25 protein-coding genes are annotated in these 25474 nt (G+C 38.3%); 9 read left to right on the top strand and 16 right to left on the bottom strand.

What is annotated here, in order from left to right; all coding sequences use genetic code 11:
- Positions 1-8: 8 nt before the first annotated feature.
- From ACHLI0_RS21550 to ACHLI0_RS21500, 11 genes are all read right to left on the bottom strand, one after another.
- Positions 9-797, bottom strand: a complete 789-nt coding sequence (locus ACHLI0_RS21550; protein ID WP_057317147.1) for a radical SAM family protein — start codon at positions 795-797, stop codon at positions 9-11.
- Between the two features lie 8 nt (positions 798-805).
- A complete protein-coding gene (locus ACHLI0_RS21545; protein WP_057317148.1) occupies positions 806-1522 on the bottom strand; it encodes a metallophosphoesterase family protein in 717 nt (238 codons plus the stop codon).
- Entirely contained in the window at positions 1519-2565 is a 1047-nt protein-coding gene (locus ACHLI0_RS21540) for a glycosyltransferase (RefSeq protein WP_057317149.1), read from the bottom strand. The genes ACHLI0_RS21545 and ACHLI0_RS21540 overlap by 4 nt, the downstream gene beginning before the upstream one ends.
- Entirely contained in the window at positions 2562-4325 is a 1764-nt protein-coding gene (locus tag ACHLI0_RS21535) for a polysaccharide deacetylase family protein (RefSeq protein WP_057317150.1), read from the bottom strand. The genes ACHLI0_RS21540 and ACHLI0_RS21535 overlap by 4 nt, the downstream gene beginning before the upstream one ends.
- Entirely contained in the window at positions 4322-4957 is a 636-nt protein-coding gene (locus ACHLI0_RS21530; RefSeq protein WP_057317151.1) for a class I SAM-dependent methyltransferase, read from the bottom strand. The genes ACHLI0_RS21535 and ACHLI0_RS21530 overlap by 4 nt, the downstream gene beginning before the upstream one ends.
- On the bottom strand, positions 4933-5805 hold the full coding sequence (locus ACHLI0_RS21525) for a radical SAM protein (RefSeq protein ID WP_057317152.1): 873 nt from the start codon (positions 5803-5805) through the stop codon (positions 4933-4935). Before ACHLI0_RS21525 ends, ACHLI0_RS21530 begins: the two co-directional genes overlap by 25 nt.
- Position 5806: 1 nt before the next feature.
- Positions 5807-6922: a DUF512 domain-containing protein gene (locus ACHLI0_RS21520; RefSeq protein WP_057317153.1), complete on the bottom strand. Its 1116-nt coding sequence runs from the start codon at positions 6920-6922 to the stop codon at positions 5807-5809.
- A gap of 2 nt (positions 6923-6924) precedes the next feature.
- Positions 6925-7668 carry a methyltransferase domain-containing protein gene (locus tag ACHLI0_RS21515; RefSeq protein ID WP_057317154.1) on the bottom strand — a complete coding sequence of 248 codons (744 nt, stop codon included), beginning with the start codon at positions 7666-7668 and terminating at the stop codon, positions 6925-6927.
- Positions 7669-7670: 2 nt separating this feature from the next.
- Positions 7671-8507 (bottom strand): radical SAM/SPASM domain-containing protein, encoded by an 837-nt coding sequence (locus ACHLI0_RS21510; RefSeq protein WP_057317155.1) that lies wholly within the window; start codon positions 8505-8507, stop codon positions 7671-7673.
- Positions 8504-9721 carry a nucleotide sugar dehydrogenase gene (locus ACHLI0_RS21505; RefSeq protein WP_117795231.1) on the bottom strand — a complete coding sequence of 406 codons (1218 nt, stop codon included), beginning with the start codon at positions 9719-9721 and terminating at the stop codon, positions 8504-8506. Before ACHLI0_RS21505 ends, ACHLI0_RS21510 begins: the two co-directional genes overlap by 4 nt.
- A gap of 402 nt (positions 9722-10123) precedes the next feature.
- Positions 10124-11215, bottom strand: coding sequence for a hypothetical protein (locus ACHLI0_RS21500; RefSeq protein WP_490749999.1), 1092 nt, complete (start codon positions 11213-11215; stop codon positions 10124-10126).
- A 299-nt stretch (positions 11216-11514) separates the two neighbouring features.
- Here ACHLI0_RS21500 and ACHLI0_RS21495 point away from each other — a divergent pair, with 299 nt between their 5' ends.
- The 8 genes from ACHLI0_RS21495 to ACHLI0_RS21460 are packed head-to-tail and all read left to right on the top strand — an operon-like array spanning position 11515 to position 19659.
- A complete protein-coding gene (locus tag ACHLI0_RS21495) occupies positions 11515-11721 on the top strand; it encodes a helix-turn-helix domain-containing protein (protein WP_007563585.1) in 207 nt (68 codons plus the stop codon).
- A 14-nt stretch (positions 11722-11735) separates the two neighbouring features.
- Positions 11736-14051 (top strand): EcoAI/FtnUII family type I restriction enzme subunit R, encoded by a 2316-nt coding sequence (hsdR, locus tag ACHLI0_RS21490; RefSeq protein WP_009038144.1) that lies wholly within the window; start codon positions 11736-11738, stop codon positions 14049-14051.
- Between the two features lie 2 nt (positions 14052-14053).
- Positions 14054-15562, top strand: a complete 1509-nt coding sequence (locus ACHLI0_RS21485) for a class I SAM-dependent DNA methyltransferase (RefSeq protein ID WP_009038143.1) — start codon at positions 14054-14056, stop codon at positions 15560-15562.
- Positions 15563-15577: 15 nt separating this feature from the next.
- Positions 15578-16594 carry a hypothetical protein gene (locus tag ACHLI0_RS21480; RefSeq protein ID WP_007563582.1) on the top strand — a complete coding sequence of 339 codons (1017 nt, stop codon included), beginning with the start codon at positions 15578-15580 and terminating at the stop codon, positions 16592-16594.
- Entirely contained in the window at positions 16587-17066 is a 480-nt protein-coding gene (locus ACHLI0_RS21475) for a type II toxin-antitoxin system death-on-curing family toxin (RefSeq protein ID WP_057317158.1), read from the top strand. The genes ACHLI0_RS21480 and ACHLI0_RS21475 overlap by 8 nt, the downstream gene beginning before the upstream one ends.
- Positions 17067-17068: 2 nt before the next feature.
- Entirely contained in the window at positions 17069-17566 is a 498-nt protein-coding gene (locus ACHLI0_RS21470; RefSeq protein WP_007563580.1) for a hypothetical protein, read from the top strand.
- A 15-nt stretch (positions 17567-17581) separates the two neighbouring features.
- Positions 17582-19174 (top strand): restriction endonuclease subunit S, encoded by a 1593-nt coding sequence (locus ACHLI0_RS21465; protein ID WP_490749998.1) that lies wholly within the window; start codon positions 17582-17584, stop codon positions 19172-19174.
- Between the two features lie 53 nt (positions 19175-19227).
- On the top strand, positions 19228-19659 hold the full coding sequence (locus tag ACHLI0_RS21460; RefSeq protein WP_081033151.1) for a restriction endonuclease subunit S: 432 nt from the start codon (positions 19228-19230) through the stop codon (positions 19657-19659).
- Here the strand turns inward: ACHLI0_RS21460 and ACHLI0_RS21455 are convergent.
- Positions 19639-20991, bottom strand: coding sequence for a restriction endonuclease subunit S (locus tag ACHLI0_RS21455; RefSeq protein WP_117797123.1), 1353 nt, complete (start codon positions 20989-20991; stop codon positions 19639-19641). The two genes, ACHLI0_RS21460 and ACHLI0_RS21455, sit on opposite strands and share 21 nt — an antisense overlap.
- Before the next feature lie 44 nt (positions 20992-21035).
- Here ACHLI0_RS21455 and ACHLI0_RS21450 point away from each other — a divergent pair, with 44 nt between their 5' ends.
- Positions 21036-21842 (top strand): tyrosine-type recombinase/integrase, encoded by an 807-nt coding sequence (locus tag ACHLI0_RS21450; RefSeq protein WP_007563571.1) that lies wholly within the window; start codon positions 21036-21038, stop codon positions 21840-21842.
- A gap of 38 nt (positions 21843-21880) precedes the next feature.
- Here the strand turns inward: ACHLI0_RS21450 and ACHLI0_RS21445 are convergent, their stop codons facing one another.
- The 4 genes from ACHLI0_RS21445 to ACHLI0_RS21430 form a co-directional block, all read right to left on the bottom strand.
- A complete protein-coding gene (locus tag ACHLI0_RS21445) occupies positions 21881-22459 on the bottom strand; it encodes a hypothetical protein (protein WP_007563569.1) in 579 nt (192 codons plus the stop codon).
- 26 nt (positions 22460-22485) lie between these two features.
- Complete coding sequence (locus tag ACHLI0_RS21440; protein ID WP_007563568.1) at positions 22486-23685, bottom strand: relaxase/mobilization nuclease domain-containing protein; 1200 nt, start codon at positions 23683-23685, stop codon at positions 22486-22488.
- A gap of 4 nt (positions 23686-23689) precedes the next feature.
- Positions 23690-24064, bottom strand: a complete 375-nt coding sequence (locus tag ACHLI0_RS21435) for a plasmid mobilization protein (protein ID WP_007563566.1) — start codon at positions 24062-24064, stop codon at positions 23690-23692.
- Positions 24065-24357: 293 nt separating this feature from the next.
- Complete coding sequence (locus tag ACHLI0_RS21430) at positions 24358-25377, bottom strand: DUF6371 domain-containing protein (RefSeq protein ID WP_057317161.1); 1020 nt, start codon at positions 25375-25377, stop codon at positions 24358-24360.
- Positions 25378-25474 lie beyond the last annotated feature (97 nt).

Genomic DNA, 25474 nt, shown 5'->3' with positions numbered 1-25474 from the left:
TCTCAATTTCAAAACCACTCACTAATATCTCTCTTAGAAACGCCCCAAGGAATTTTTTCCTCTTGATTAGGCAAACAATACCTACAACAAGGGATGGGACGATTTAGAAACTCAACAATTTCTTCAATATCTTTTGCTTTAAAAATGTCAATTGAATTTTTATCAGATGTATCAAACACATCTGATTTATAATATTGTTGAAAGTATTTTGCCTTAAATGGTACAACGCACGATGATAGTCTGCCATTTTCAAGCACTATACAACGAGCCTTCCAGAAGCAGTTGTTGAAATTTTCTTTAACGTCCTGACTTCCACTCAAGTCTCTTCTGTTTTTGAACCAGTTTTTATTTTCCTCACCTTGAGATTTAATTAAATATAACTTCGTGCCGTACAACTTGACTTTGCGATTGATTTCATCCCAATTCAAGTCAATAGGATACATAGTGATACTTATTATCGTATCTGTTTCAGCGCATAATTGATAGAACTCATCAGGCTTTGAACTTAAAAGCACCCCATTAGTACATAAGTATTTTTCTCCAGTCACATATTTTGCTGTTAAGAAGATAAAATCATATAGGCGAGGGTGTAAAAGTGATTCACCACCCATTAGTTCAAAACAATGAATATGACCATAAAGCAACTCATGAAGACGTTTCAAGTCTCTCTCAAAAGTATTTATATCCAGAAATCCTTTTGGAGCCAATGGGGAGAAATGACCGCAGCATTTACAGTTTAGATTGCAATGGTCAACTATATCTACGATAAATCGAATTTTTTCTTTTTCTACAATCATATACTTAGTCAGATAAGTATTGTATTTATACTTATGTCATCATTAGATGTATCTATTAGGGAAAAACCTTCTTCGCCACAGGCTATTTCAAACTTTGGTAATTTCGGCGAAAACGCAAATCCTATAGAAGGAGAACAATTGTATATTATGTCTTCAAAAGTTCTAAATGATGCATAGTGAGAATGCCCATATAACACTAATTTAACATTATGGAAATGTTCTATGATTTTCTTAAAGTGGGATTTATTATCAAGAAGTTTTCTATTAAGCCAACCATCTTGTTCAACCGGAGGATGGTGAAGGACGATGGCCACCGGACCATCACATGATTTTAGTAGCCTCATAAGGACATCAGGATTGAAATAGCCTCTTGACATATCTGGTACTGCTGAATTGAGCATTATAAAATCCCATCCACAGATCTCAAACTTTTCGTTAATTTTATAGTGGTATGGTTTATATCCTCGATAAAACATCTCTAAGTTATCGTGATTACCTGGGCAACAATAAGTCGGCACACCGATTTCTTCAAAAGCTCTATCAATACATTCATAAGTCCATTTACTGCCATCGTTAGACAAATCTCCACTTACTATAATGCCATCAAGACCATCCATTTCTTTTATCTTGTGGATGGCTTTCTGAAAATGTTCAAGGGTATTAATGCCCCATATTTCGGTACCATTTTCAGTAAGGTGAATATCACTAATATGCACTATCCTCATAAATGCAATATACTTTTAATAGCTTCATCATTTCCAGGAAGCATAGGCTCACCTTTTTTTACCTGCATCATTTTTTGACAAAGGTCGGCAAAGGCTACTGGACTAATATCATTATTTGCGGCTACAATTGTAGAAATATTCAAATCGTTGATGTTGTTAGTTTGTTCAATTTTTCTATATGAACAGCCCGAAACGAATGATATAGCGGGGATGCCAAGATATGCAAGTTCACTTAAAGTGTTACGCCCTGACCGTGTAATTACAAGCCCTGCGTTACAGTAATACTGTTCGGCAGGTATAATTTCGTCGTGAAGCACAACATTTTCGGAGCTGCTATTTCGATTCAAAACATTGAATATATTTTGGCTTGAACAAACTATATGCATCGTATATTGCGGAAGTAATGAGGCAACTTTTTGACAAAGTTGTCCGATTGCAATTGTTGAATCAACAAACAGCTGTCCCACATTAACCGTACCTCCACCAAGTACACAGTATATGTTATTGGTAGGAACATTCTCGACACCTATTATTTCAGAACGAATAATTGTGTTTATTGACAGAAACTTAGTGTATCTCGAATCCTTATCTATACGTCTTATTCCATGGACTATTGCCAAGTCGCTCAATGAGTAAAATTCATTAAAAAAGTCCATAGCCTCTTTGTTGTTATTAGGATTAACAACATCGGCAGGATTAAGCAATGCAACAACCTTTATGCTCGGATGTGAAATCTTAATTGACTTTATCATCAAGGGCTCGCCATCAACAACAATCAAATCCGGGGTGAACTCTCTAATGCAATTATGGATATATATACCCATTTTATTTGTAGGCAATAAACCTATTGAACAATAATCCATAGGGGTTACCTCATTCAAATTATTATAACCACGAGAATTTAAATACTTATTACCTTGTAGATAACTAATGATTTTAACATCATAGTCATAGCTGTCTCGTAATGTTTCTAAGATAGAAACACCCGACACAACTCTTCCAAGTCCGGGGAAACCTCTAAGTATGCCTAATATCTTTTTCATGATTCTACAGTTAAAATCTTATAGATTTCCGAGATTGAGTACCTTCTTAATTGATAAGTATCGGCAGACAATGATGTACCTCCTTGATTAACAGCAAAAGCATATCTGTAATAAGATGAGACACATTGTTGGATGTAGGCATTGTTTGCTCCATAAGGATAAGCAAAACAGTCAGACGGGCCAAATAGACTATCTATCTGTTCTTTAGATTGTTGAATTTCATATTCCAATTCAATGTCTGTCAATTTCAAGAAGTTATAATGATGCACCCCATGTGAGGCAATCTCCCATCCTTGATTATTCAAGGCTGAAAGCTCATCCATGTTGAGATGCATTCTCATCTTGGAGTCTTTATTATTCCATTTATTGTCATAGCCGATTAAAGATGTGCAGACAAAAACAGTTGCGCTAAAACCATATTTAGACAATATTGGTAAAGCGTGACTATATAATCCGGCATATCCATCATCAAATGTGCAGACAATCCAAGATTGTCGTTCCTTTGGAGGCATCGACAAGTAATACCTCATCGAGCACAACCCCATACCATGATTATATATGAAATCTACGAACTGCCTGAATACATCTATCGGTGTAGTGATACTGTCATACACCTCTCCTTGAACATCATGTAAACCAACAGAAAGGATATTATCGCCATCAAAAGCACAATACATTTCTTTCGATGGTGACTCAAGCAATTTATACCATAATTTTTTAATGGTATTAGAATCAGACGATTTCAGAAGGTTATCTCGAAGTTGCTCGCTTCTGAGCGCAAGTTTTTTATCGTTTAGTAAAGCTAGGACTCCTTTTAGCATAGAAGCTGGGGTATTATCATCAAAGAAGTACTCGGGGAAATCGCAATGCAACTTCTCAAAGATATAACCAGTTCTGGTACTAATAAAGCTTATGCCATTCTCTAATGACTCTATGACGGAATTGGGATGACCTTCACAAACAGATGCTTGGACGTACAAATCCCAATCCCTCATTAACAATGAAAGCTCAGGTCTGCTGATACGTCCATGAAAAGTTATATGGTCTGAGATTTCAAAGTTGTTTATAATCTTTACATACGACTCATATAAATCCGCATCAATTTCACCGACTAATTCTAAATTGATATCAATACCACCTTCCTTTGCAAGTTTCACCAATGAAAGAAGGTTTGCGACTCCCTTCTTTTCATTTAAATGAGTGGATGCAGTTCCAATTACAATGGTCGAATTTTGTTTCTCCATAAATGTTACGTCCCCACCGCCAACAATAGAGTTAGGGATCAACACGCATTTAATGCAAAGAGACTTATCAATCAAACGTAAGTTTTCTATCATTTCTCTAGATAGACAAACTACTTTATGGGAATGGATTGCCGACTCTTTTAAATAGAATGTTTCAATGGGTGACCATTTTGCCAGATTTACATCAGTGCCACGTAGGCAAAGAATGAAAGATGAATTTATTCTTTGAGACAGAATAGAGGCATAATAACCGTTAAAACCTCCTCCAAATGCGATAACATAGTCAATGTCCTTATCTTTATATTGATAAGCATCTATCTTCAAATCATTTTCATGTCTAATCGCACTCGCCAATTCTTGATTATATCCACCATCAGCTACTAACACCTGTGGATTCTTCGGGTTGACAATTTGTACTGAATACCTTTCACTTAAGTAATTAAATACACGCTCAGAAGAAAGCGAGAGCCCTCCTCCATTACTTCCAAATTCCGATGTAACGAACAAGATTTTCATACTTTCTCAATCAAATATAATGTTTTGCTCTTTTTGTTGATGGGATATTTATACGTTTCCCATGATGAAATCTTATATTTTGGGAACATAGACTCTACATCTTCTTTGGATAGACGTATATGTTTCGGGAATTGAGCATTATCTCGTGTGTATGACGAGTCAATAACCTCCATAATGAAATATTGCGGCTTTCCTGCATGATTATAATAATCAAGCATTAAAGTCATATACTCATCTTTTGAATCTGCAAGATCAGCGTATGCGCAGTTTACCATTAAAAGTAAATCACTCTCATAGAAAGTAGCCCCAGGGTAATCTTGATTATTGACAATATTGCCACGATTAAAAAGGTCGTCAAGACGGCGAACAGTTCTTTCGCATATCTCAGGATTTTTCTCAAAAGATATGACTTTGTCAAAGCCCAAATAGCATGGGATTGTGGTTACATCTCCAAGTCCACATCCAATTTCGATAATGCGTAGCTTTCTATCCAACTTTTCTAAAATCGAATAGACTACCTGCCAATATCGAGGGAACTCATCTTCACAGTATTGCTTACTCCAAGGAGCGACTTCCATGTCATCTAAATGGCTCAAATTATAATATCTCAGCAATGATTGAAGTTCTTCCATAAGTTGTTGAGTTGAGCTATTATTACATCATTTGAGTCGGCTAAGTCGATGGTATCTGTTGGCGAGCCTAAAATGCAAGCCTGAACTTCCATATTTGGCTGTATTCGTAATTCACCATAATTACGGCATCGATTTATATCCTTAGTAAAACACGGGGCATCAATATAAAGCACCGTGGTTATCTTTCCGTTCTTTTCGATATACCATTTGAGCGCACCATTATTTTTGTCAATGCTTTTGACAGCAATGGCATCAAGCATCGGCCGGATATGGTTTAGGAACTGATTACTGCCACTTAAGCCGATTTGCGGCAATAACTTTAATGGCAATCCACGTTCTAAAGCAAAGTCAATCAATGTGGAAATTGAGCTAAAATCATCTGACTGTACGACAGTATTAAGACCCACTTGAATATTTTCAGCACACAACAGATCTATATTGGTGAGTATTCTATCAAGATTGCCAGTAACTGTACTCTGTTTGAATGCCTCGGCTGTTGCAAAAGGGAATTGAATGTTGAATTTTATTCTTGTTCCGCTTAACACGCTTATATGTTCAGGTTTAATGAGCGATAAATTGGTGGCACAGCTTATGTCGCAATCCAGATTATCATTGATATATAAAATCATATCTACAATATCTTCGTTCAAGAACGGCTCTCCACCGCTAATGTTAAACTCAGATATGGGTTGGTTAGAAAGAATATCTACCAATCTCCTAAAAGATTGCAGCGACATCCGTTCTTTAGTCGTTGTCTTGCCTTGCCCCTCATTGTGACAAAAGGGGCACTTATAGTTGCAATAGTTAGCAACCAAGACTCTTACTTTGTCCCATTGAAGCTTTTTCATATTATCCTAAAATGATTTTAGCATTATAATAAGTTTCTAACAGAGTCTTATGCTCTCCTAAAATATCGAGTCCATCAATATTATACATCTCTTCCGGCACTATCATTACATCATTTCTATCAGGATTAAACTGAGCACGTATATCCTGATGATTTAATAGACCGGCAACAGAGACTGAGCCTCCATACAAATGATTCTTGATAAGATTCGTTTTTACATTAGGCATTCCCATAAACGCCCTTGTAAAATAGTCATATCCCGAGAGTGGGCATATAAGATTTACAAATGTTCCTTCCGGCAAAGATGAAATAATATCTCTTTGTCGAGCTATTCGTTGATCAGCATCAATAAAGTATTCATTGTTGCCGCCCCTAAAAACATCTTTAAGGATAGGGACAGTAAATACGACATCAGGATAGTTTTGTTTTACCCAAGAGATACATTCTTCATATTTGTCAATGCAAGTCTGTGACAATTCTTTCAGACGAGGTTGTGAAGTTGCAGTGTGTTCTACCCGTCTCACCAAAATTTGGCGGACACGTTTATTTACTTCAAGTTTATGAAGCAGCTCCAAATCCTTCTTTACTTCGTCAAGATTCCCAGTAAACATAAGTGTACATTTGTTCAACGGAGCATATTTCAGTAGATACATTGTCCGTTCCCGTTCTGAACGTGGAATTATTTTCTCACGTTGCTCTTGCATAGTTATTAACGACAAGTCAATACCAAAATTTGGAATAGAGTTCAGAAAATCCATTTTATCCTCTCTAATGTATGCCCCGGTTGTCACTGTCGTAATCTTTTTTGTCGGAAAATGTTCGGAAGCTATCTTTATGAAATCATAAATCTTCGGATGTAGAAATGGGTCTGTATGTGGAGCGACCAAAACGCCTGCTCCAAGACGGACATACTTGACATTTGGATTGATGTATTCAAACCCTTTTAGCAAGTCCTCTCGGTCAATAGGCGGTATCTTTGGATAGTGCCCAAGATAAGAGTCTGTATGTACTTTACAGAACACACATCCAATTCCACAATATTGGCTTAGAATTGGAATGTTACCGAATGTGGCTATTTCCATGCGAAACGCATCAAATTGTTCTTGATTTAGTACCATAATTATTTCTTTTTACAAATATACAAATCTTCTAATGGATTTAAACCATTTTTATTATACCGTGCCGAAATGTTATAGACATCAACTACAAATCCAACACTTGTAAGAAGCTTGACATATTCTTTGTCATTATAGATTCTTTCATGGTAGCCATACCCATAAACAACTTCTCGTTCTTCTTTTGTGTAAACATTTGGATATTCTACAGTTTTAGATATTTTTGTAATTGGAACCTGTAATATAGCTTTGCCTCCAGTTTTTAAAATGCGTAAAATCTCCATCAATGCTGTTTTGTCCTCTTTAATGTCACATATCACATGATTACAAATTATATAATCGAATTGATTGTTGCAGAACTCAGTTTGTCTTATATCCACAAATTGAACTTTATCTATAAATTTCTGGTTTTGTAAGAACGCATCTCCTGCAATGTACTTATCAGAAATGGATTGAAGCCATATTTGCAGATTACTCTCAGGAGCTATGTGCAATATACTTAGACCTTTTGTTTTTTCTATTTTTTCTACTTCTTTCAAATAAGTATATACAAGTCTTTCTTTATCTGAGGACTTACATTTAGGACATCTTGCAGCTCTTCTTCCCGCACCAATAACTTGAAGAGTCCGAAGCACAGGAAATCTATCTGCACCCATTAAATCCAATGAACCATTGTAGCCACAAAAAGGACAACTAAAAGGTGAAATATTTCCAGATTCAATGACATTACCCAATAATAAGTTCTCCATATCTAAAATGTGTTATAATCTTGAAAATCATTGCACCGCTCACATAATCCTATGCGTTTGTTGTCAAGCAGCGATAGTCTTATAGTATTTAGTTCTGGATTGTTCCAGCAATCTATAAGGTTGTCTGTCATAACATTTCCAAAACTTGTTTTGTACATGAAATCATCACAGCACAGCAACACATCGCCATTGTAAGCAATGGTTAGTTTACGGAAAGGATAGTTGCAGAAGCCTAAATTTCCCTTACTGAAAGTCTGCGGAATATTCCCTGCATAATTTGGCAATGGTTCATCAAATCTTCTGCGTTTGAAACTCACTTTTGGATTGTTCCAGTATGCAACATAGATGGGTTCAAGACAAGCAGACCATTTTTCTGGATATTTGTCCCTATCTCCCCGATAGTCATTGATGTTTATATTATCCAATCCCAATCTAAAAAGCCTGTCAACCAATTCAACAGTCAACAATCTGCCATTAGTAGTTATGTCGAGGAACAAACGCTGTGATTTTGCTTTGGCAAAGACAATCATGTCTTCCAGCCTGTCATCTAATAAAGGTTCGTTGGAAAGCATTAGAGCGACACGACCATTATAGTTTATCTCACATAGTTGGTCTATGATGGTCGTATAGCATTTCCATTTCATAATACCCAATGTTTTTTTGTTGAAAGCATGTGGGCAAAACGGACAATGATTATTGCAATCAGTCCTTGTCTCTATTAGGACTTGCTGAAACACAGGAAAATGGCTATGCTCTACATAGAATTTTCTCAAGAAGTCTATGTCTGATTCATGCATTTCTGTGTCTCTAATGGAGTTGTTGTTTATTTGTTGAATCATAACAAGTCTTTTAGTTTAATAAATGTAGCATCGGCGAATCCCATTTCGTTAAAAACATTGTGGTTCACCAGTTGCACTACTAAATCGTAATCTGTCTGCACTTCTTCTTTGGAATGAATAATCGAAATTCCATAATCTTTGCTTACTTTCTTTGTGTCCACCAGCGGGTCGAAACAATCAACAACGAGACAGTGTTGTTTGAGTTCATTGTAAACATCTGCCACTTTTGTATTTCTGCAATCCGGAGTGTTTGCTTTATAAGAAAAGCCTAACAACAAAATACGCTGTGCGTTTATAAACACAGCATAGTCCTTAATTCGAGTGGCAACCTTTTTAGACTCTGCCTCATTTATATGCCGAGCTGTCTGTACCAAATTCAACGATTGTTTTTTGTCTTTTGCACGTTTCATAAGATAATAGGTATCAACACCAATGCAATGACCACCCACCAATCCAGGATAGACCTTTGCAAAGTTCCATTTACTTGCAGCACATTCTGTGACTTCATTGATATTTATTCCCTCTGATTTACAGAAATCCGCATATTCATTTGCCAATGCAATTAAGACATCACGTTGCACATTTTCATACATTTTTGCCGTTTCAGCTATTTTTATACTTGATGCCTCTATTACAGGCGCATCAAGAATAGTTGAATAAATATCTCTCATAACATTTAAAGATTCTATATTTGATGCAGAAATGATTTTGGGAGTGGACACTATCCTATGACAATCATCCCCCACGTTAATTCGTTCAGGTGAATATCCGACTGAAAAATCCTCATTAACTTTCATCATAGAATATTTTTCCAAAATAGGTATACATAATTCTTCGGTTGCTCCGGGAAATACTGTTGATTCAAAAATCACAATATCACCACGTTTTAAAATTTCACCAAGCGACTTACAGACGTTCTTCAATGGTTCCAATTCTGGAAGTTTATTTTCATCAATACCCGTTGGAATACAAACAAAGAATACATTGCATTCCGTCAAATCAGAATATGTGGAAGTTAATAAACTTCGTTGTAATGCCATTTTTATGTTATGCTGATTTTCACATTCTCGATAATCAACTCCATCTTTCAATTGAGTAACACGAACCGTATCCTTGTCTATACCAATACAAGGGAAGTACTTGGATAAAAGACAAAATAAGGGTAACCCAACGTATCCTAATCCAATAACGGCTATATTTATTTCCTTTTTCATTCCAATGCTTTTGCCTTATGATTGATATTCATTTAATATTGTCCATATTTTGTAAGAGTTTCACGCAATGTCTTTAAACACTAAAAACATTTAGTCTAAGTGTAAAACACAAAGCGTGAACTGTTTTGCCACACTTAACTTGAAGGTCGTAGGAAACCTTGGATACAGATGCAACAATAGCAGCCCACGCTATAGCGTGAGAACCACTATGCTATCCTTGTATCCAATTTGAAAATTTCCTACGTTTTCAAGCACAAGATGAGCATAACACTTCTTTCTTTTCTAATATTTCTTGGAAAGAGTTGCCTCAATCCATTTGCAAAATTACAAAAAAGCCGCAATAAATCATCTCAATACAGGCGAATTATTACGACCTATTCATTGAAATAGAATATCCTGACTTTATAGTCTTAATCCTTTTTTTCGCTTCTTCTTCCTGCGCAACATTTCCGCCATCTCCAGATTGGCTTCCGCATCGGTGGCGTTACAGGATGAACCGTGACCGTTTAGCAATCCTAATGAACCGCTGACAAGTTCACCTCTTGCAGTATCGGAAGTTGCGTTTGGCGTATCTGTTGTACAGACTTTCGGTATCAGATTCATACGTTCCCCATACCTGTTGCGCTGTAAGGCAGCATCAATCTTGGAATAACTGAAACGCCTGTCCACCTTGGAGCCGTTGAAATGGTAGCCATTCTTGGAGAATACCACACCCTGTATTTCGTCCGTCTGTCCTCTGTGACTGAAATGCACTTCCGCTCCTTGCCGTTTCAGATTGGCGACAAGCATGTTCCAGTTTCCACATCTGCCGACCTCCGTTTTAAGGATGTCGTAAAGCTCGTACTTTGTCTTATCCGGCTCTTTCAGTCGGTTACGTTTGACATTCTCCTTGCCGTTTGCCATGTGCAAGCCGTATTTCAAGGTAAGTTCCTTGCAGATACGGGTGTTGCGTAGACGCTCGTGCTTGTCGGATATGGTATTGCCGTTGTTGTCTATGCGGTTGAAGGCGATAATCTCCAACATGGACATATCTGTCCGTCTGTAAAAAGACTTTATGAAAGCTGCCACATGGTTTCTTGCCACCACCCGTGAACGGTAGGTTGCTATTGTCCTGTCTTTGCCCACACGTTTCTTGAACACCTCGTTTTCACGGTCAAATGCTTTGAGCAATGTTTCATACTCGCTGCCGATTCCCTGATAGGCGTTACGTACCATTTCCGCAGTTACGAATGCTTCGCGGTCGGAAATACGTTGGTAGTGCTTAATGATTTGCGCCTTGATGTTGTCAAGGGCATGGTTGATGTCCCGTGCCTCCACACTTTTGCCTTTCGCCTTGTTGCCCTTCACGTCCCAAAGGTCTTTCGGGATGCTCCGTTTACAACTGAACTGCGCTACAGTCCCGTTGATTGTCACTCGTCCCATGATGGGGACAATACCGTTTTTCTCCTTGCTGCCATTCACGTAGAACAGCACTTTGAATGTGCTTCTTGCCATACTCGCTGTTTTTGTCTGCAAAGTTATTACTCAACGAGTTAGACCATGTAAGTCAATCGAAGCCATACGGAGACACATTCAATGCCATGTGTTAAAAATCACATTTCAGCGGGTAATGATTTGGAGACCGTTCTTCTTCAATATTCCGCTTTTCTTTGCGTTACCCCATTTTTGCCATTGGCACCGTTTGGCGTTATAAACGCTTTTATACTAAGCCATTCAGCGCATTTTCGCCCTTTTCTCACTGCAATTCCAAAGATTTTGTGTAAATTTGCTCTTGAATTAAAACGTTTTACCTCATGGCTAATTTGAACAGACTAAAAGTCGTACTTGCAGAACAACAAAAAACAGGAAAATGGCTTGCAGAACAGATTGGTAAATCCAATTGCACTGTGAGTAAATGGTGTAGTAATTCTGTTCAACCAGACCTCAAAACCCTTAATGATATAGCTAATGTTCTTGATATTGATGTGAAAGATTTGATTGTTAGCAGTAATAAATCTTAAAACAATTTATTATCATGGAAGTAAACAAGAAAGAACTCAAAGAACAAGAGATACGCACCTTGTTCATTACCCCTGCACTCCAACAAAAGGGCTGGGCTGTAAGCGTAAATATGCGTGAAGAGTATTATTTCACGGATGGTCGAGTACTTGTTGTTGGCAACCAACATTCAGTAGCAGAGGGCAAAAAGGCTGATTATCTATTATACCATAATGGTAAGCCCATTGCAGTGGTAGAAGCTAAAGATAACAAACATGCCGTTGGGGGTGGTATTCAACAAGCTATGGATTATGCCCAAATCCTTGACTTGAAATTTGCGTACTCCAGTAATGGTGATGCTTTCTTGGAACATGACTTTATCACAGGGAAAGAAACCGAAATCAAATTAGAGAATTTCCCGACAGAAGAGGAATTATACAATCGTTATCTTGCATCCAAGAACTATACATCGGATGAACTTAACATAATAGAAACACCGTTTTATTATGATGCCCATAGCCATGAGCCAAGATATTACCAACGTATAGCGGTTGACCGTACAGTGGAAGCCATTGCAAGAGGACAACAGCGTGTACTTGTCGTAATGGCTACCGGTACTGGTAAGACTTTCACTGCTTTCCAGATTATCCATCGTCTCCATAAAAGCGGAGCAAAGAAAAAGATTCTTTATCTTGCAGACCGAAATATCCTCATTGACCAAACAATGGTGCAAGACTTCAAACCTTTCAAGAAGTTTATGACTAAGATAACTTCTGTTGGGGAAGGCGAAGAGAAAATTGACTCCTCATACGAGGTATATATGGCGTTATACCACCAACTGGTTGGAAAAGAGGGCAAGCCAGATCCGTTTTTGGAGGTGCAGCCAAACTTCTTTGATTTGATTATCGTTGACGAGTGCCATCGTGGTAGCGCAAAGGACGATTCTGCATGGCGCAAAGTATTGGAGTATTTCAGCTCGGCTACCCAAATCGGTATGACTGCTACCCCGAAAGCTGATGAAGGAGCAAACAACTTGGATTATTTCGGAGAGCCGGTATATACCTATTCCCTTCTTCAAGGAATCCAAGATGGTTTCTTGGCTCCATATCGGGTTACTGCCGACTTCATCAACGTTGATTTGCAGGGCTGGACTCCCGATGAAGGTGAAATAGATTTGTTAGGAAAGGAGATTGAACAGAAATTATATCAAAGACAGAATATAGGTCGTGACCTTGCCATTAAGTTAAGGCGTAAAGTAGTAGCACACAGGATTACCCAAATGTTATACGACATCGGTCGTATGACAAAGACAATCGTGTTCTGTTCAGATATTGAGGAAGCCGCCGAAATGCGAACACTGCTTATCAACATGAATAGCGATTTATGTAAAAAATCTCCTTACTACGTAACACGCATTGTCGGAGAGGACAAAGAGGGGAAGAAGCAGTTAGACAACTTTATCAGTGTTGACGAACCTTATCCGGTAATTGTTACTACCTCCGAACTTCTATCTACAGGAGTGGACTGCAAAACTTGTGGCTTAATCGTCATTGATAAAGAAATTGGCTCTATGACGGAATTTAAGCAAATCATCGGGCGTGGCACACGACTTAGAAAAGACAAAGGCAAGTGGCATCTGGAAATCCTCGACTTCCGCAATGCTACCGCAAAATTCAAAGACCCGTCATTTGACGGCGACCCTGAACCACCCAAAGGCGGTGAAAAAAAGCCGAAGCCATATCCGCCTGTTCCCTCAAATCCTCCAACAGCTCACGAACCTCGTGAAAAGTATCTTATCAATGGAAAGGATATTCGTATTGCTCATGAGATAGTATCTGTTTTGGGAGAGGATGGCAAAACCATGAGAACGGAAAGCGTTCAGTCCTTTGCGAGAAAGCAACTGTTGCGACACTATCAAAGTTTGGATGATTTCGTACAAACGTGGACTGAAGCAGAACGCAAACAGGCGGTTATGGATGAGTTAAAGGAATATGCCATCTTGATAGACGCAGTACGTGAAGCAAATCCGGCATTGAAAGATGCCGATATCTTCGATGTGATATGTCACGTTGCATTTGACCAACCACCATTGACGAGGAAAGAAAGGGCTAACAATGTAAAGAAACGTAACTACTTCGGAAAGTACGAAGGCAAGGCTCGTGAAGTATTGGAGGCTCTTCTTGACAAATATGCGGAGAATGGTATTCTTGACTTTGAAAAGGCAAATATTTTGGAGATTCCTCCATTCAACAGCATAGGGAAACCAACTAAAATCATAAAACTATTTGGTGGCAAAGTCGCTTTTGAACAAGCCATCAGAGAATTGGAATATCAAATATATAAATCAGCTTAAAAATGGCAGTAAATAATATCATAAAGCGAATCCAGAATATCATGCGTCAAGACGCAGGTATCAATGGTGACGCACAAAGAATTGAACAGATGACTTGGATGTTCTTCTTGAAAGTCTATGACACACAAGAAGAAACATGGGAATGGAAAGATGAGAAATACAAGTCCATTATCCCCGAGGATTTGCGTTGGCGTAACTGGGCAATAGATAAAAAAGACGGTGAAGCATTGACTGGAGAAGCCCTACTCTCTTTCGTCAATGAGAAACTGTTTCCTACCTTGAAGAATCTCCCGATAGATGCCAATACCCCAAGAGCTAAAAGCATTGTTCAAGAAACATTTGCAGACTTGAACCAGTATATGAAGAATGGAACGCTTCTGCGCCAAGTGGTCAACATTGTAAACGAAATCGAATTTGACGATGCTGACGACCGTCACACATTCGGAGATATTTATGAGGGAATTTTGAAAGATCTGCAATCGGCAGGAAATGCCGGAGAGTTCTACACACCACGTGCATTGACTGATTTTATTGTGATGATGCTCGACCCGAAATTGGGCGAAACCTTTGGCGACTTCACCAGTGGAACGGGAGGCTTCCTCACCTCGGCACTTAAATATATGGGCAGGAATATTGGCTCTGCGGCAGATGGAGAAAAACTGCAAAATGCCGTTGTAGGTCAGGAATGGAAACCGTTGCCCTACCTTTTGAGCATCACAAACCTGCTGCTCCATGATATTGAAGCTCCCAACATAACCAACTGTGATTCGCTTGGAACGAATGTTACTGATTTCAAGGAAAGCGACAAGGTTGATGTTATCGGCATGAATCCTCCGTATGGTGGTAGCACGGAAGACAGCGTAAAAAGCAACTTCCCAGTACAGTATCGTTCAAGTGAAACTGCGGATTTGTTTATCGCCCTTATCATGTATCGCCTCAAAGCTGGTGGACGGTGCGGTGTGATTATCCCTGATGGTTTCTTATTTGGTACGGATGGAGCAAAACTTGCACTTAAAGAAAATCTCCTTCGCAAGTTCAATCTACATACAATCATCCGTTTGCCGGGTTCTATATTCTCTCCATACACATCTATTGCAACCAACATCCTTTTCTTTAATAATGAAGAAGCCGAAGGTTGCGAAGAAGGATTCAAGACCAAAGAAACATGGTTCTATCGTCTTGATATGCCGGAAGGGTACAAACACTTCTCAAAGACCAAACCAATGAAGGTGGAGCATACCCTACCTATTCAGGAATGGTGGAAAGACAGGAAAGAAATTATCAGTGACGAAGTGGGTGAAAAGAGCCGTGTGTTCACTGCCCAACAATTGATAGACTTGGATTGCAATTTTGATCAATGTAAGTTCCCGAAAGAGGAAGAAGAAATACTCCCTCCAGCAGAACTGCTCAAACAATATTTTGAAAAACGTGCTGCGCTCGACCATGAAATAGACAAAACGCTTTCCGAAATTCAAAAGATTCTCGGCATTGACATAAAATCGTGTAACTGATAATTGTGAAGTGATATGAAAGATTTGACCATCTCAAACATAGAAAGACAAAATGTACTTAACAACCGTTTTGCGGTCAGCAAAGTACAGGAGCATCTTGACATTGAAGGAATGCTCTTTGAGGGAGAGTATCGCTTTACAAAAAAAATGGTTGCCGATTTCTACGAAGTAGAAGAACGAACCATAGAACGCTATTTGGAAAAACATTCAGATGAATTAGCAGCTAACGGTTATGTTTTATGTAAAGGTAAACATCTGAAAGAGTTAAAGTTACAATTTGCTCCCGTCATAAATGTCGGGAGCAAAACGACCCAACTTGGATTGTTTAATTTCCGCTCATTCTTGGATATGGGTATGTTGCTTACAGAGAGTGAGAAAGCAAAAAAAGTACGTAGCCTTATCTTGGATTTCGTGATTACCACCATCAATGAAAAGACGGGTGGCGGAACAAAATACATAAACCGCAGAGATGTACATTATCTTCCTGCTGCAATCACAGAAGAAAACTATCGCAAGAATCTCACTTCTGCCATCAATCAATATGTGGACGGACATCCCACATACAAATATCCTCAAATTACAGACTTTATATATAAGGCTGTATTCAAGGAGAATGCTAAGGAGTATCGGGAAGTATTGAAGTTGGATTCCAAAGACAATGTTCGACACACGCTGTATTCAGAGGTTTTATTGGTTATTTCTTCTTTTGAAAACGGTGTGGGGGCAGCTCTCAGTGAACGGTTTAAAGAAAATGGTGGCAGGTTACTTACCATTGACGAGGTAGAGCGCATTGTGAATGAACTTGCCGAACATCCGATGCAGAAACCTTATTTAAATGATGCCAGAACCAAAATGGCTTCAAGGGATTTCAGTTTCCGGGATGCGTATCATGGTAATATAGCAGATTATCTGCAAGCTGTTACTCCTGAAGAGTTTGAACGATTCATCGGTGACCAGTCTATTGATTTTGACCGTATCTTAGCGGACAATAAAGATGTGCTTAAACGCTTAAAGCAGGCAGAAGATGAGTGAGGAAATTGTTTATATAGACTACGATGAAGCCTTAACCGTCTATGGCAAAATGATTGATGCTAGCGATGGTGGCTTTGAAGGAGTGCGTGATGAAGGTGGCATTCGTGCTACATTGGATTTTGTACAAAATGATTTATACTATCCAACCTTTGCAGAGAAACTGACCTATCTGATGTATAGATTCTGTTCTGGGCATTTCTTCAATGATGGGAATAAGCGTATTGCGCTGACTTTGGGAGCTTACTTCTTACACAAGAATAATTACTACTGGCACGCTTGCATCTGTATGCGTACATTGGAATCTATCATTTATCATGTGGCAGCATCGAATATCAACCAAGATTTGCTGCTACGCATCGTCAATAGCTTTTTGACAAGTAAAGATTATGACGAAGAACTGAAAATAGATATTGCCAATGCCATGAGCAAAGGAGAGTTAGGAATACAAGGGGAGGATTACGAAAAAGATTAAATATGAAAACTATAAAAATTATCTTATTACTGTTCTGTATTATTTTAGGAATTAACGCTAAAGCACAAACAGTAGGTTATACTTATAAAGCACTCGCAGCTGAAGGTTGCAATATGAAATACAGTGTGGCTAAGCAAGACACCATTTATTCTATAGTAGCCACAGTACGTTCAGACAGAATGAATTTCCTCACTAAACCAACCATGAAAATTAGAACATTCACAGGTAAATATCTTGAACTAAGAGGAACTGTGATTGGGAATGGAAGTCAATCTGCTGGTGTTATAAGTGGAAATATTGTAATACCAATCACAGAAATTAGTTCTACTGCTCAATTTAGAATTACTCCACAGCAGTTTGAAATTTTGAATGAAGGTGTGGCAAAAATTCGTTTGTCTATGACTCCTATGAATCATGAACGTACTTTCAAAAAAGATAAGATAGGGAAAAAGTTATATCAGTTCTATCTGAATGAAAAACAAAAAGACGAAAACTTCTAAATCAGTTAGAATAAGATGAACGGAAAACAATTAAAAAACAGCATACTCCAGTGGGCGATACAGGGAAAACTTGTACCGCAAGACCCTAATGACGAACCGGCATCGGTACTTCTTGAACGTATCAGAGCTGAAAAAGCCCGACTGGTCAAGGAAAAGAAAATCAAAAAAGACAAAAACGAATCTATCATTTACCGTGGTGACGATAATTCCTATTATGAGAAGTTTCTCGCTACCGGAGAGGTGAAGTGCATCGATGAGGAGATTCCGTTTGAGATTCCAAATGGGTGGCAATGGGAAAGAATTGGAAATATTTTTGAAACAACAAGTGGTTCTACGCCATTAAGTAGGAATCCAGATTATTATAAAAATGGCAATATCAATTGGGTACGTACAACAGACTTGAACAATGGAATTTTGAACAAAACCGAAATACAAATAACCTCGAAAGCAATTATAGACTACAATCTTTCTATTTTACCCCAAACCTCAGTGTGTGTTGCAATGTATGGTGGTGCTGGGACAATAGGCAAACACTGTATCTTGCATTTTGATACAACTATAAACCAATCTGTATGTGCCATCCAGCCTAATGGATTTTGTAATATGGATTACATCCATACTTTTATTGAATATCAAAGACCATTTTGGATGGATTTTGCAGCAGGTTCAAGAAAAGATTCCAACATAAATCAACTCATTATTAAGCACTGCTTGTTACCTATTCCACCACAAGAAGAACAACTTCGCATTGTTACAAAATTAAATCAGTTATACCCATATATTTATCAATATGGAAATAGTCAAAATAGACTCAACCAAATAAATAAAGAAATATGGCATAGTTTAAAAAAGTCCATTCTTCAAGAGGCAATACAAGGTAAATTAGTTCCACAGATTGCAGAGGAAGGTACAGCCCAAGAATTACTTGAACAAATACGGCAAGAGAAATTGCAACTTGTCAAAGAAGGCAAACTTAAAAAGTCTGCTTTAACCGATTCCATTATCTTCCGTGGTGACGATAACAAGTACTTCGAGAAGGTTGGTAAAACAGAGCAGGATATTACTGATGAAATACCATTTGAAATACCTGATGATTGGAAATGGTGTAGAATAGGAAGTGTCTTAAATATTTGGTCTGCTCGAAGAGTACACGAAAGAGATTGGCGTTCTTCTGGAATTCCATTTTATCGAGCAAGAGAAATTGGTAAAATGGCTGATTGGGGTCATGTTGATAACGATTTGTTTATAGAACAATCATTATACGATGAGTTCTCTAAAAGCGGAGTTCCGCAAATTGGAGACCTAATGATGACGGCAGTTGGGACACTTGGTAAAACTTATGTTGTTGAAACAAACAATCCTTTCTATTACAAGGACGGTAGTGTTTTATGTATAGGTAATCCTTTTCGCTTGAATCCGTATTATTTGAAATTATTTTTTGAATCGTCTGCTTTTGCAAACCAATATTTATCAGAGTCTGATGGAACTACAGTAGCAACCTTGACAATGGTGCGATTGAACAGATACTTAATCCCTGTTCCCCCTTTAAAGGAACAAACTCGAATTGTTGAAAAGATTAAAACTGTAACAAGTATTATGAGAGGATAAATGAGCAAATCGTTGAAGTTGAACTTCCTTTTGAATATCCCAATAGCTGGATTGTGTTACGCTTGAAAGATATATGCCAACTAACAGACGGTGAAAAAAGAAACGGAAAGGGCATTTGCCTTGATGCAAAGTTCCTACGTGGAAAATCATCTGCAACCATTATAGAAAAAGGCAGATTTGTCTATGCTGGAGATAATATCATTCTTGTGGATGGTGAAAATTCAGGTGAAGTTTTTTCTATTCCACAAGATGGATATATGGGAAGCACATTCAAACAGCTATGGCTTTCTTCGGTTATGTGGAAGCCTTGTATTTTGGCTTTCATCTTGTTCTATAAAGAGGCATTGAGAAATTCAAAAAGAGGTGCAGCAATTCCGCACCTCAATAAGGATTTATTCTACAAGCTACCAATCGGTATTCCGCCATTGTCTGAACAGCAACGTATAACTTGTCAAATAAATAATTTATTTCAACTTATCAAATAATAATTCTATCATAGCCACTATTCGCCCTTGTTCATTAAGAGGCGGAAGTGGTAATAAAAGATTGTTCAAACTCTTAGAATTTAGTGTTTTACCTTTTATGGCATCTTTGGTATCTCCAAGATTAGATATAATCGGCAAAATGTGAAACAGAAAATTCCTTGCTTGATAATTTTTATCTACAAAAGGATATATGGATATAATTGCTTCATTATGATATGCCGAAGTATTTAGAAGAGAAGTCCTGCCTACCGTTAACTTAAAACTCATTATTAAAGTTCCGACAGGAGATATTTCTCCAAATAAACTTTTGGCATATTCTGAAACAGATTCTTTTGTCGTTGTAACCAATCCATAATCAGACATATCTGAAATAGAAACCCAAGGATATTTACCATTTGCCCAATACTTGGTTTCCCCTCGCGGTGGTGTCTTTCCGATAGACATTCTTACGTATTGACCAAATCTAACCCAAGTCCAGTTTTCAGGTAAATCAAAAGGTATTTCTTCTGTTATATCAATGTTCTCATTGCCTACCTGCTCATAATACTTGTTATCGTCACCTTTGAAGATGACAGAATCAGTTAAGGCAGACTTTTTTAATTTGCCATCTTTGATGAGTTTCTGCTTCTCTAATTTTATCTGTTCGAGCAATTCTTGGGCTGTACCTTCGTCTGAACATTGAGGTACAAGTTTACCTTGTATTGCTTCTTGCAGAATCGATTTACGTAATTGCTCGTTAAGTGAGGCATTAAGTTCGTTAAGTCCATTCTGTGCTTGTTCATAAGTTTTGACTAACGGAAGTAGTTTTTCTATTTTTGAGACTATGCGTAGTTGCTCAGGAAGCGGAGGTAAAGGTATAAATACTTCAACTATATTGGATACAGCCAAACCGGGTTGAGCTGTTGCGGTTGCATATTGATTTAAGTTCAATGCCGTAAAAAAGTAATAGATGAACAACGATGGAATTATACCAAAGCCATTCACAACTACAGCGTGTTCTGTGGCATAGAATTTCCCACTTTCTATATTAAGGCATCCACATAATGCTCCTTGCCTGCCAATAATAGCAAAATGTCCTTCTGCATTGAATGTGTTTGTAAACCCTCGTAGTCCATTTCCACCGACACATCTATATGGGTGAAGAACTGACTTTTTATCATAAATTTCTGAAGCTGATATATTTTTCCCAGCCTGCATAGAACACATATGCTTCAATCTGCACCATTCCCACCCTTTAGGAATCTCAAACGGAATCTCGTCATCAATGCACTTCACCTCTCCCGTAGCGAGAAACTTCTCATAATAGGAACTCAATGAATTAGGCAATACCATACATTATTATGATAACGAATTGTTTAACTAATAATGTATCTGACATGAACATTGAAAATTTTGAAACGTATCTTCGTCAAGGGAATATGGCGGAGAACACAATTGCAGCTTATCTCTATGCCGTAAAAGAGTATTATTCCCGGCACAAAGAATTGAACAAGCGCAATTTGCTTGTGTATAAAACCTATCTCATTGAGAAATTCAAGCCTAAGACAGTGAATCTTCGTATTCAGGCAATGAACAAGTATCTTGATAGCATGGGAAAATCTCGTTTGAGATTAAAATCCGTCAAAGTGCAGCAGCGGAGTTACTTGGAAAATGTAATCAGTAATGCCGACTACGCTTTTCTAAAAAACAAACTAAAAAAGGAGGAAAACCAAGAATGGTATTTCGTAGTTCGTTTCCTCGCAGCAACAGGAGCAAGAGTCAGTGAACTAATCCAAATGAAGGCTGAACACGTGCAGATGGGTTATTTTGACATCTACACCAAAGGTGGCAAAATACGTCGTATTTATATTCCGAAGTCCTTGCGCAAGGAAGCCACAGAATGGCTTAGCAAAGTCAATCGTACCACCGGCTATCTTTTTCTTAATCGCTTTGGTGAGCGTATCACTACAAGAGGGATTGCGCAACAGTTGAAAAACTACGCAGCCAAATACGGATTGAATGAGAAAGTGGTTTACCCCCATTCATTCCGTCATCGCTTTGCTAAAAATTTCTTGGAGAAGTTCAACGATATTTCTCTACTTGCTGACCTGATGGGACATGAAAGTATTGAAACAACTCGTATTTATTTGAGGCGTAGCAGTGCCGAACAACAAGAGATTGTTGATAAGGTCATAACATGGTGATGTATTTGGAAGGTTGGTCAATCCATCCTTCCAATTCCTTAAAAGAACTTCATATAGATTATCAATCCTCCCAATGTCAAACAGAAATACGCATACAATATCCAGAATCCGACAACGGCACATTTGGCTATTTTGCCATTAAGAGAAAACGAAGTTTCAGATTTCACACATTTATGGACTTCTTTCCAGTGATTCGTATGAAGTGTCTTCAATTCTGTTATCTGCTTCTCAAATAAAGATTTTTCTTCTTCAATCAATTTATTGCGATATTCTGTAAGAATAGACTTGTCTTCATCGCTAAGTTTGACATTTACAACAGTATTCTCTGCCTGAATAATTGCACGGCTAATAGTATCAGGGATATTGTCGGATGTTTTCACTGCAGCATTAAGAACCTGTGCTGATTCTTCAAAAGTTAACACTGAAGCATCTACAAATGCTTTTATCTGTTTCAATTCTTGGATAACATCTTTGATGTCCTTAATCTGATTCGTGAGATTTACAAGCTCGGTTTCAAAATCAACACGATTTTCAATTTTGCTAATGTTATCATCACTATCTATGCTCTTGCTATCCTGCACAGGCAAAGAAGATTGGTCATATTTACTTTTACGCATGGTTATATGTGATTATAAATGAAATACTATCTACCCCTGCTACGTTTAATCGGTTTGCAGAGCCATTTTGCCATTTTTGCACAACGAACAGCCCAGTTACGCTCATCATCGTCCTTATCTTTACCCCATCCGCTACCGGGACTGCCACCACCTCCGCTTGAAGCCGCCATAGAAGTGGCTGCATCCAAATATCCGGCAAATAGTAAGGCGGCAACTTTGAATAAATTGGTCTGTTTGACTTCTTCATCAAGGCTTCCAAACTCTTCGTCAAAGACAGACTTAACCATATCTGGTATATCAACCTCGAGTTGTTCTCCATCCACTGTTATGGAATAGTGGTAAATAGAAGGCTTTGATTGTGGCATCACCTCTTTATTATTATGCGCCATCGTTTGAGTACATACTTCCTTTGACTGAATTGCAGTTTGTTTATCAGAAGCATGTAATCCCACCCAAGTCGCTTCAATTTTTGATGGCATCAATTTTCGACTTTTACCCAATATCGAGGATTTATAAATAGAGTTCCCTTTTCGTATAGCGTACCCTTTGACCACTTCCTTATCGTCCTTTATCAACTTAATATCGTACCCCTTAGCGTTTAACATTTGGCTATAAGTTTCCCAATCAAATTCTGGCATAGCTTTCAATATTGCGATGCAGTCTTCACTGATTTGCTGAATATTCTCATCACGACGTTGCACGGATTGCACCCAGCCACGTCTCTCATTGATGATGTTGGCAGCATGAACGGCACGTTCACCAATATAATGCGCATCGTTTGTCTTGCCCATATTGTCTATGCGGTTAGCTACAATATGCAAGTGAGGGATGCCACTTTTGCTGTCGGTGTGTAACGAAACAACATACTGGCTATTTTTGATATTGGTCGGTTTAAGATGACTATCTGGTTTGCCACATCTTCGGTCAATGCCGTCAAGTACTGCAATAAACTCATCCGCCAAATTCTGCCAATCCGTCATTGTCCATCCTGCCGATTCTTCTTTGGCTGGAGATATTTCAAAGCGCAGTGCGTTCAGCTTTATGGGCTTCGGATTATATCTGTCTTTCATACATTGATGCTGGTGTTGCATCATCCGTGACCACATAGCCAAAGGTTCTATATTTTCTGGCAAGTCATGCACCTTAACGAGCTGGGCTTTATCTTTTTCCATAGAATACTCAATGGCTCTTGCTCCATGAGAAATTGCCTTTCCTTGTGCTATCATAATTTCAAATTTGATTTATACTGTCTCGTATTTGTCCCCATCGAACAATAAGCCTATTTACTGCCTCTATCCAAGCACGCATATAATTCTCATCTCGGAAATATCGTTTTTTAATCTCATCAGGTTTACCTTTGAGTACATTCTGAATGCGGATAAGGTCGGCTCGTGCATCCGATAAAGAGTTCAATCCTTGTACTTCCTCGTCTGAAAGTCGTTTGTTTGGATGGTGATTTTGCAATAATTTTCGTCCGTAGTTACTAAGTGTCAGTCCACATTCGGCAGCTTTTTCTACTATCATTTCATACTCATTTTCAGTCAGACGAATGTCTATATGACGAGTACGAACACCCTGTTTTCCATTGTTTTGTTGTATATCCATAAGCGTTTATAACTGGAATTTATTAATAAAATGTTCTATCCATTGCGAGCCTGCGAGTAATGCAAGAAGCCTCCAAGACGACAAATGAGTGAAACCATTTTGTCGGACGGTGGTACTTCTTGCATAGAATACCCATTAAAAATGGGGCATTACATACCTTAATGTAAGCATTGTCTTTGTCCGAACTATGCCATTTGTCTGTCAACTTTAAGAGTGGCTATTGTCACCTATATCCATTTGGATAATCAATAGTTTTACTTTCCCCTTAGTTTGGCTTCTCCATAAACACATCACTAACCGGAATCCACCAGTTCCAAATGCAAGCAGTCAATCAAAGTTTGTAGGTTTGGATTTCGCTTTATCATCTTTTGAAGTATCATCGCAGGTGTTTCAGTCATCAATAAGAAATCCGCAATATCAAGTCCGTTCTTGCGCTGTTCGTCTGTGGCGCATTGTTCCAAACTATCACTCAATACAACTTTAGAACATACGGAAGTGAGTAAAGCCATCTTGGTTTGCCAAACCTCTCTTGCACCCAAATCCGGGCATAGCATAACCGACCGACCTTTCAATACACTTACCACGTCAGACTTGAAGCATCCATGCATTCCACCTGTTGCCAACCATATAAATTCCGGCATATAATGGGTAGCTATCAAAGCGGATTTTTCGCTTTCCACAATAGCAACAGGTTTGGTCGGATTCTCAGATAACAGATGTTCGCCAAACAAACATTGCTTCAAATTGTAGTTTGGGAGATTCAGTTCTGTATGTACCCAACTAACATAACTTCTTGGCTCTTTTGTCCGATGTCCTGTTTCTGCATCATACAACATTATCTTCCCTGTTCGTACATTACCTTGCCAATCAATTTGCCAATAGACAGTAGAACCGCCCCACTTCTTTGATGTGCCAACATGATATAGTTGGAATATCCGAGAAGTCTCATCTTTACCCAACATCCCAGACAGGTAGATGTACAATGGATTCATACCATAGTTAGTAAGAGTACGTTTCATTAGTTCATTGACAACAAAAGAGGTTGGAGGCAGTAAATTGGGCTTAGGCTTATCGGCTTCAATGAAGTTATCTTTGTTGTAATCCACTACCATTGGGTTATCATGAAAATAATCCGATGGAGTGTAATGGTATTGGCAAGATTGCTCATGGTCACATCTGCCTACATAATCAGGAAAAATTATTTCTCCTTGGCTATCTATGTACTTGACAAAACATTGTTTCTTTCCACACTTCGGGCATGAAAGTTTTGACCCACGCTTATATTTTTGAAGAGAAAATCTATATTCAGCCATACTTCTTCATTTTGTTATTGCAGTCCGTGCAGTTTGCACTTATTGCAGTTTTGCAGAAATCCTATGTCAGCGCAAAGTGCAAACTGCAACAACTGCA

The organism is Bacteroides sp. RCH18, from assembly GCF_058231005.1.
The sequence above is the reverse complement of the archived record's forward strand: the minus strand, read 5'-3'. Positions and strand labels throughout refer to the sequence as shown.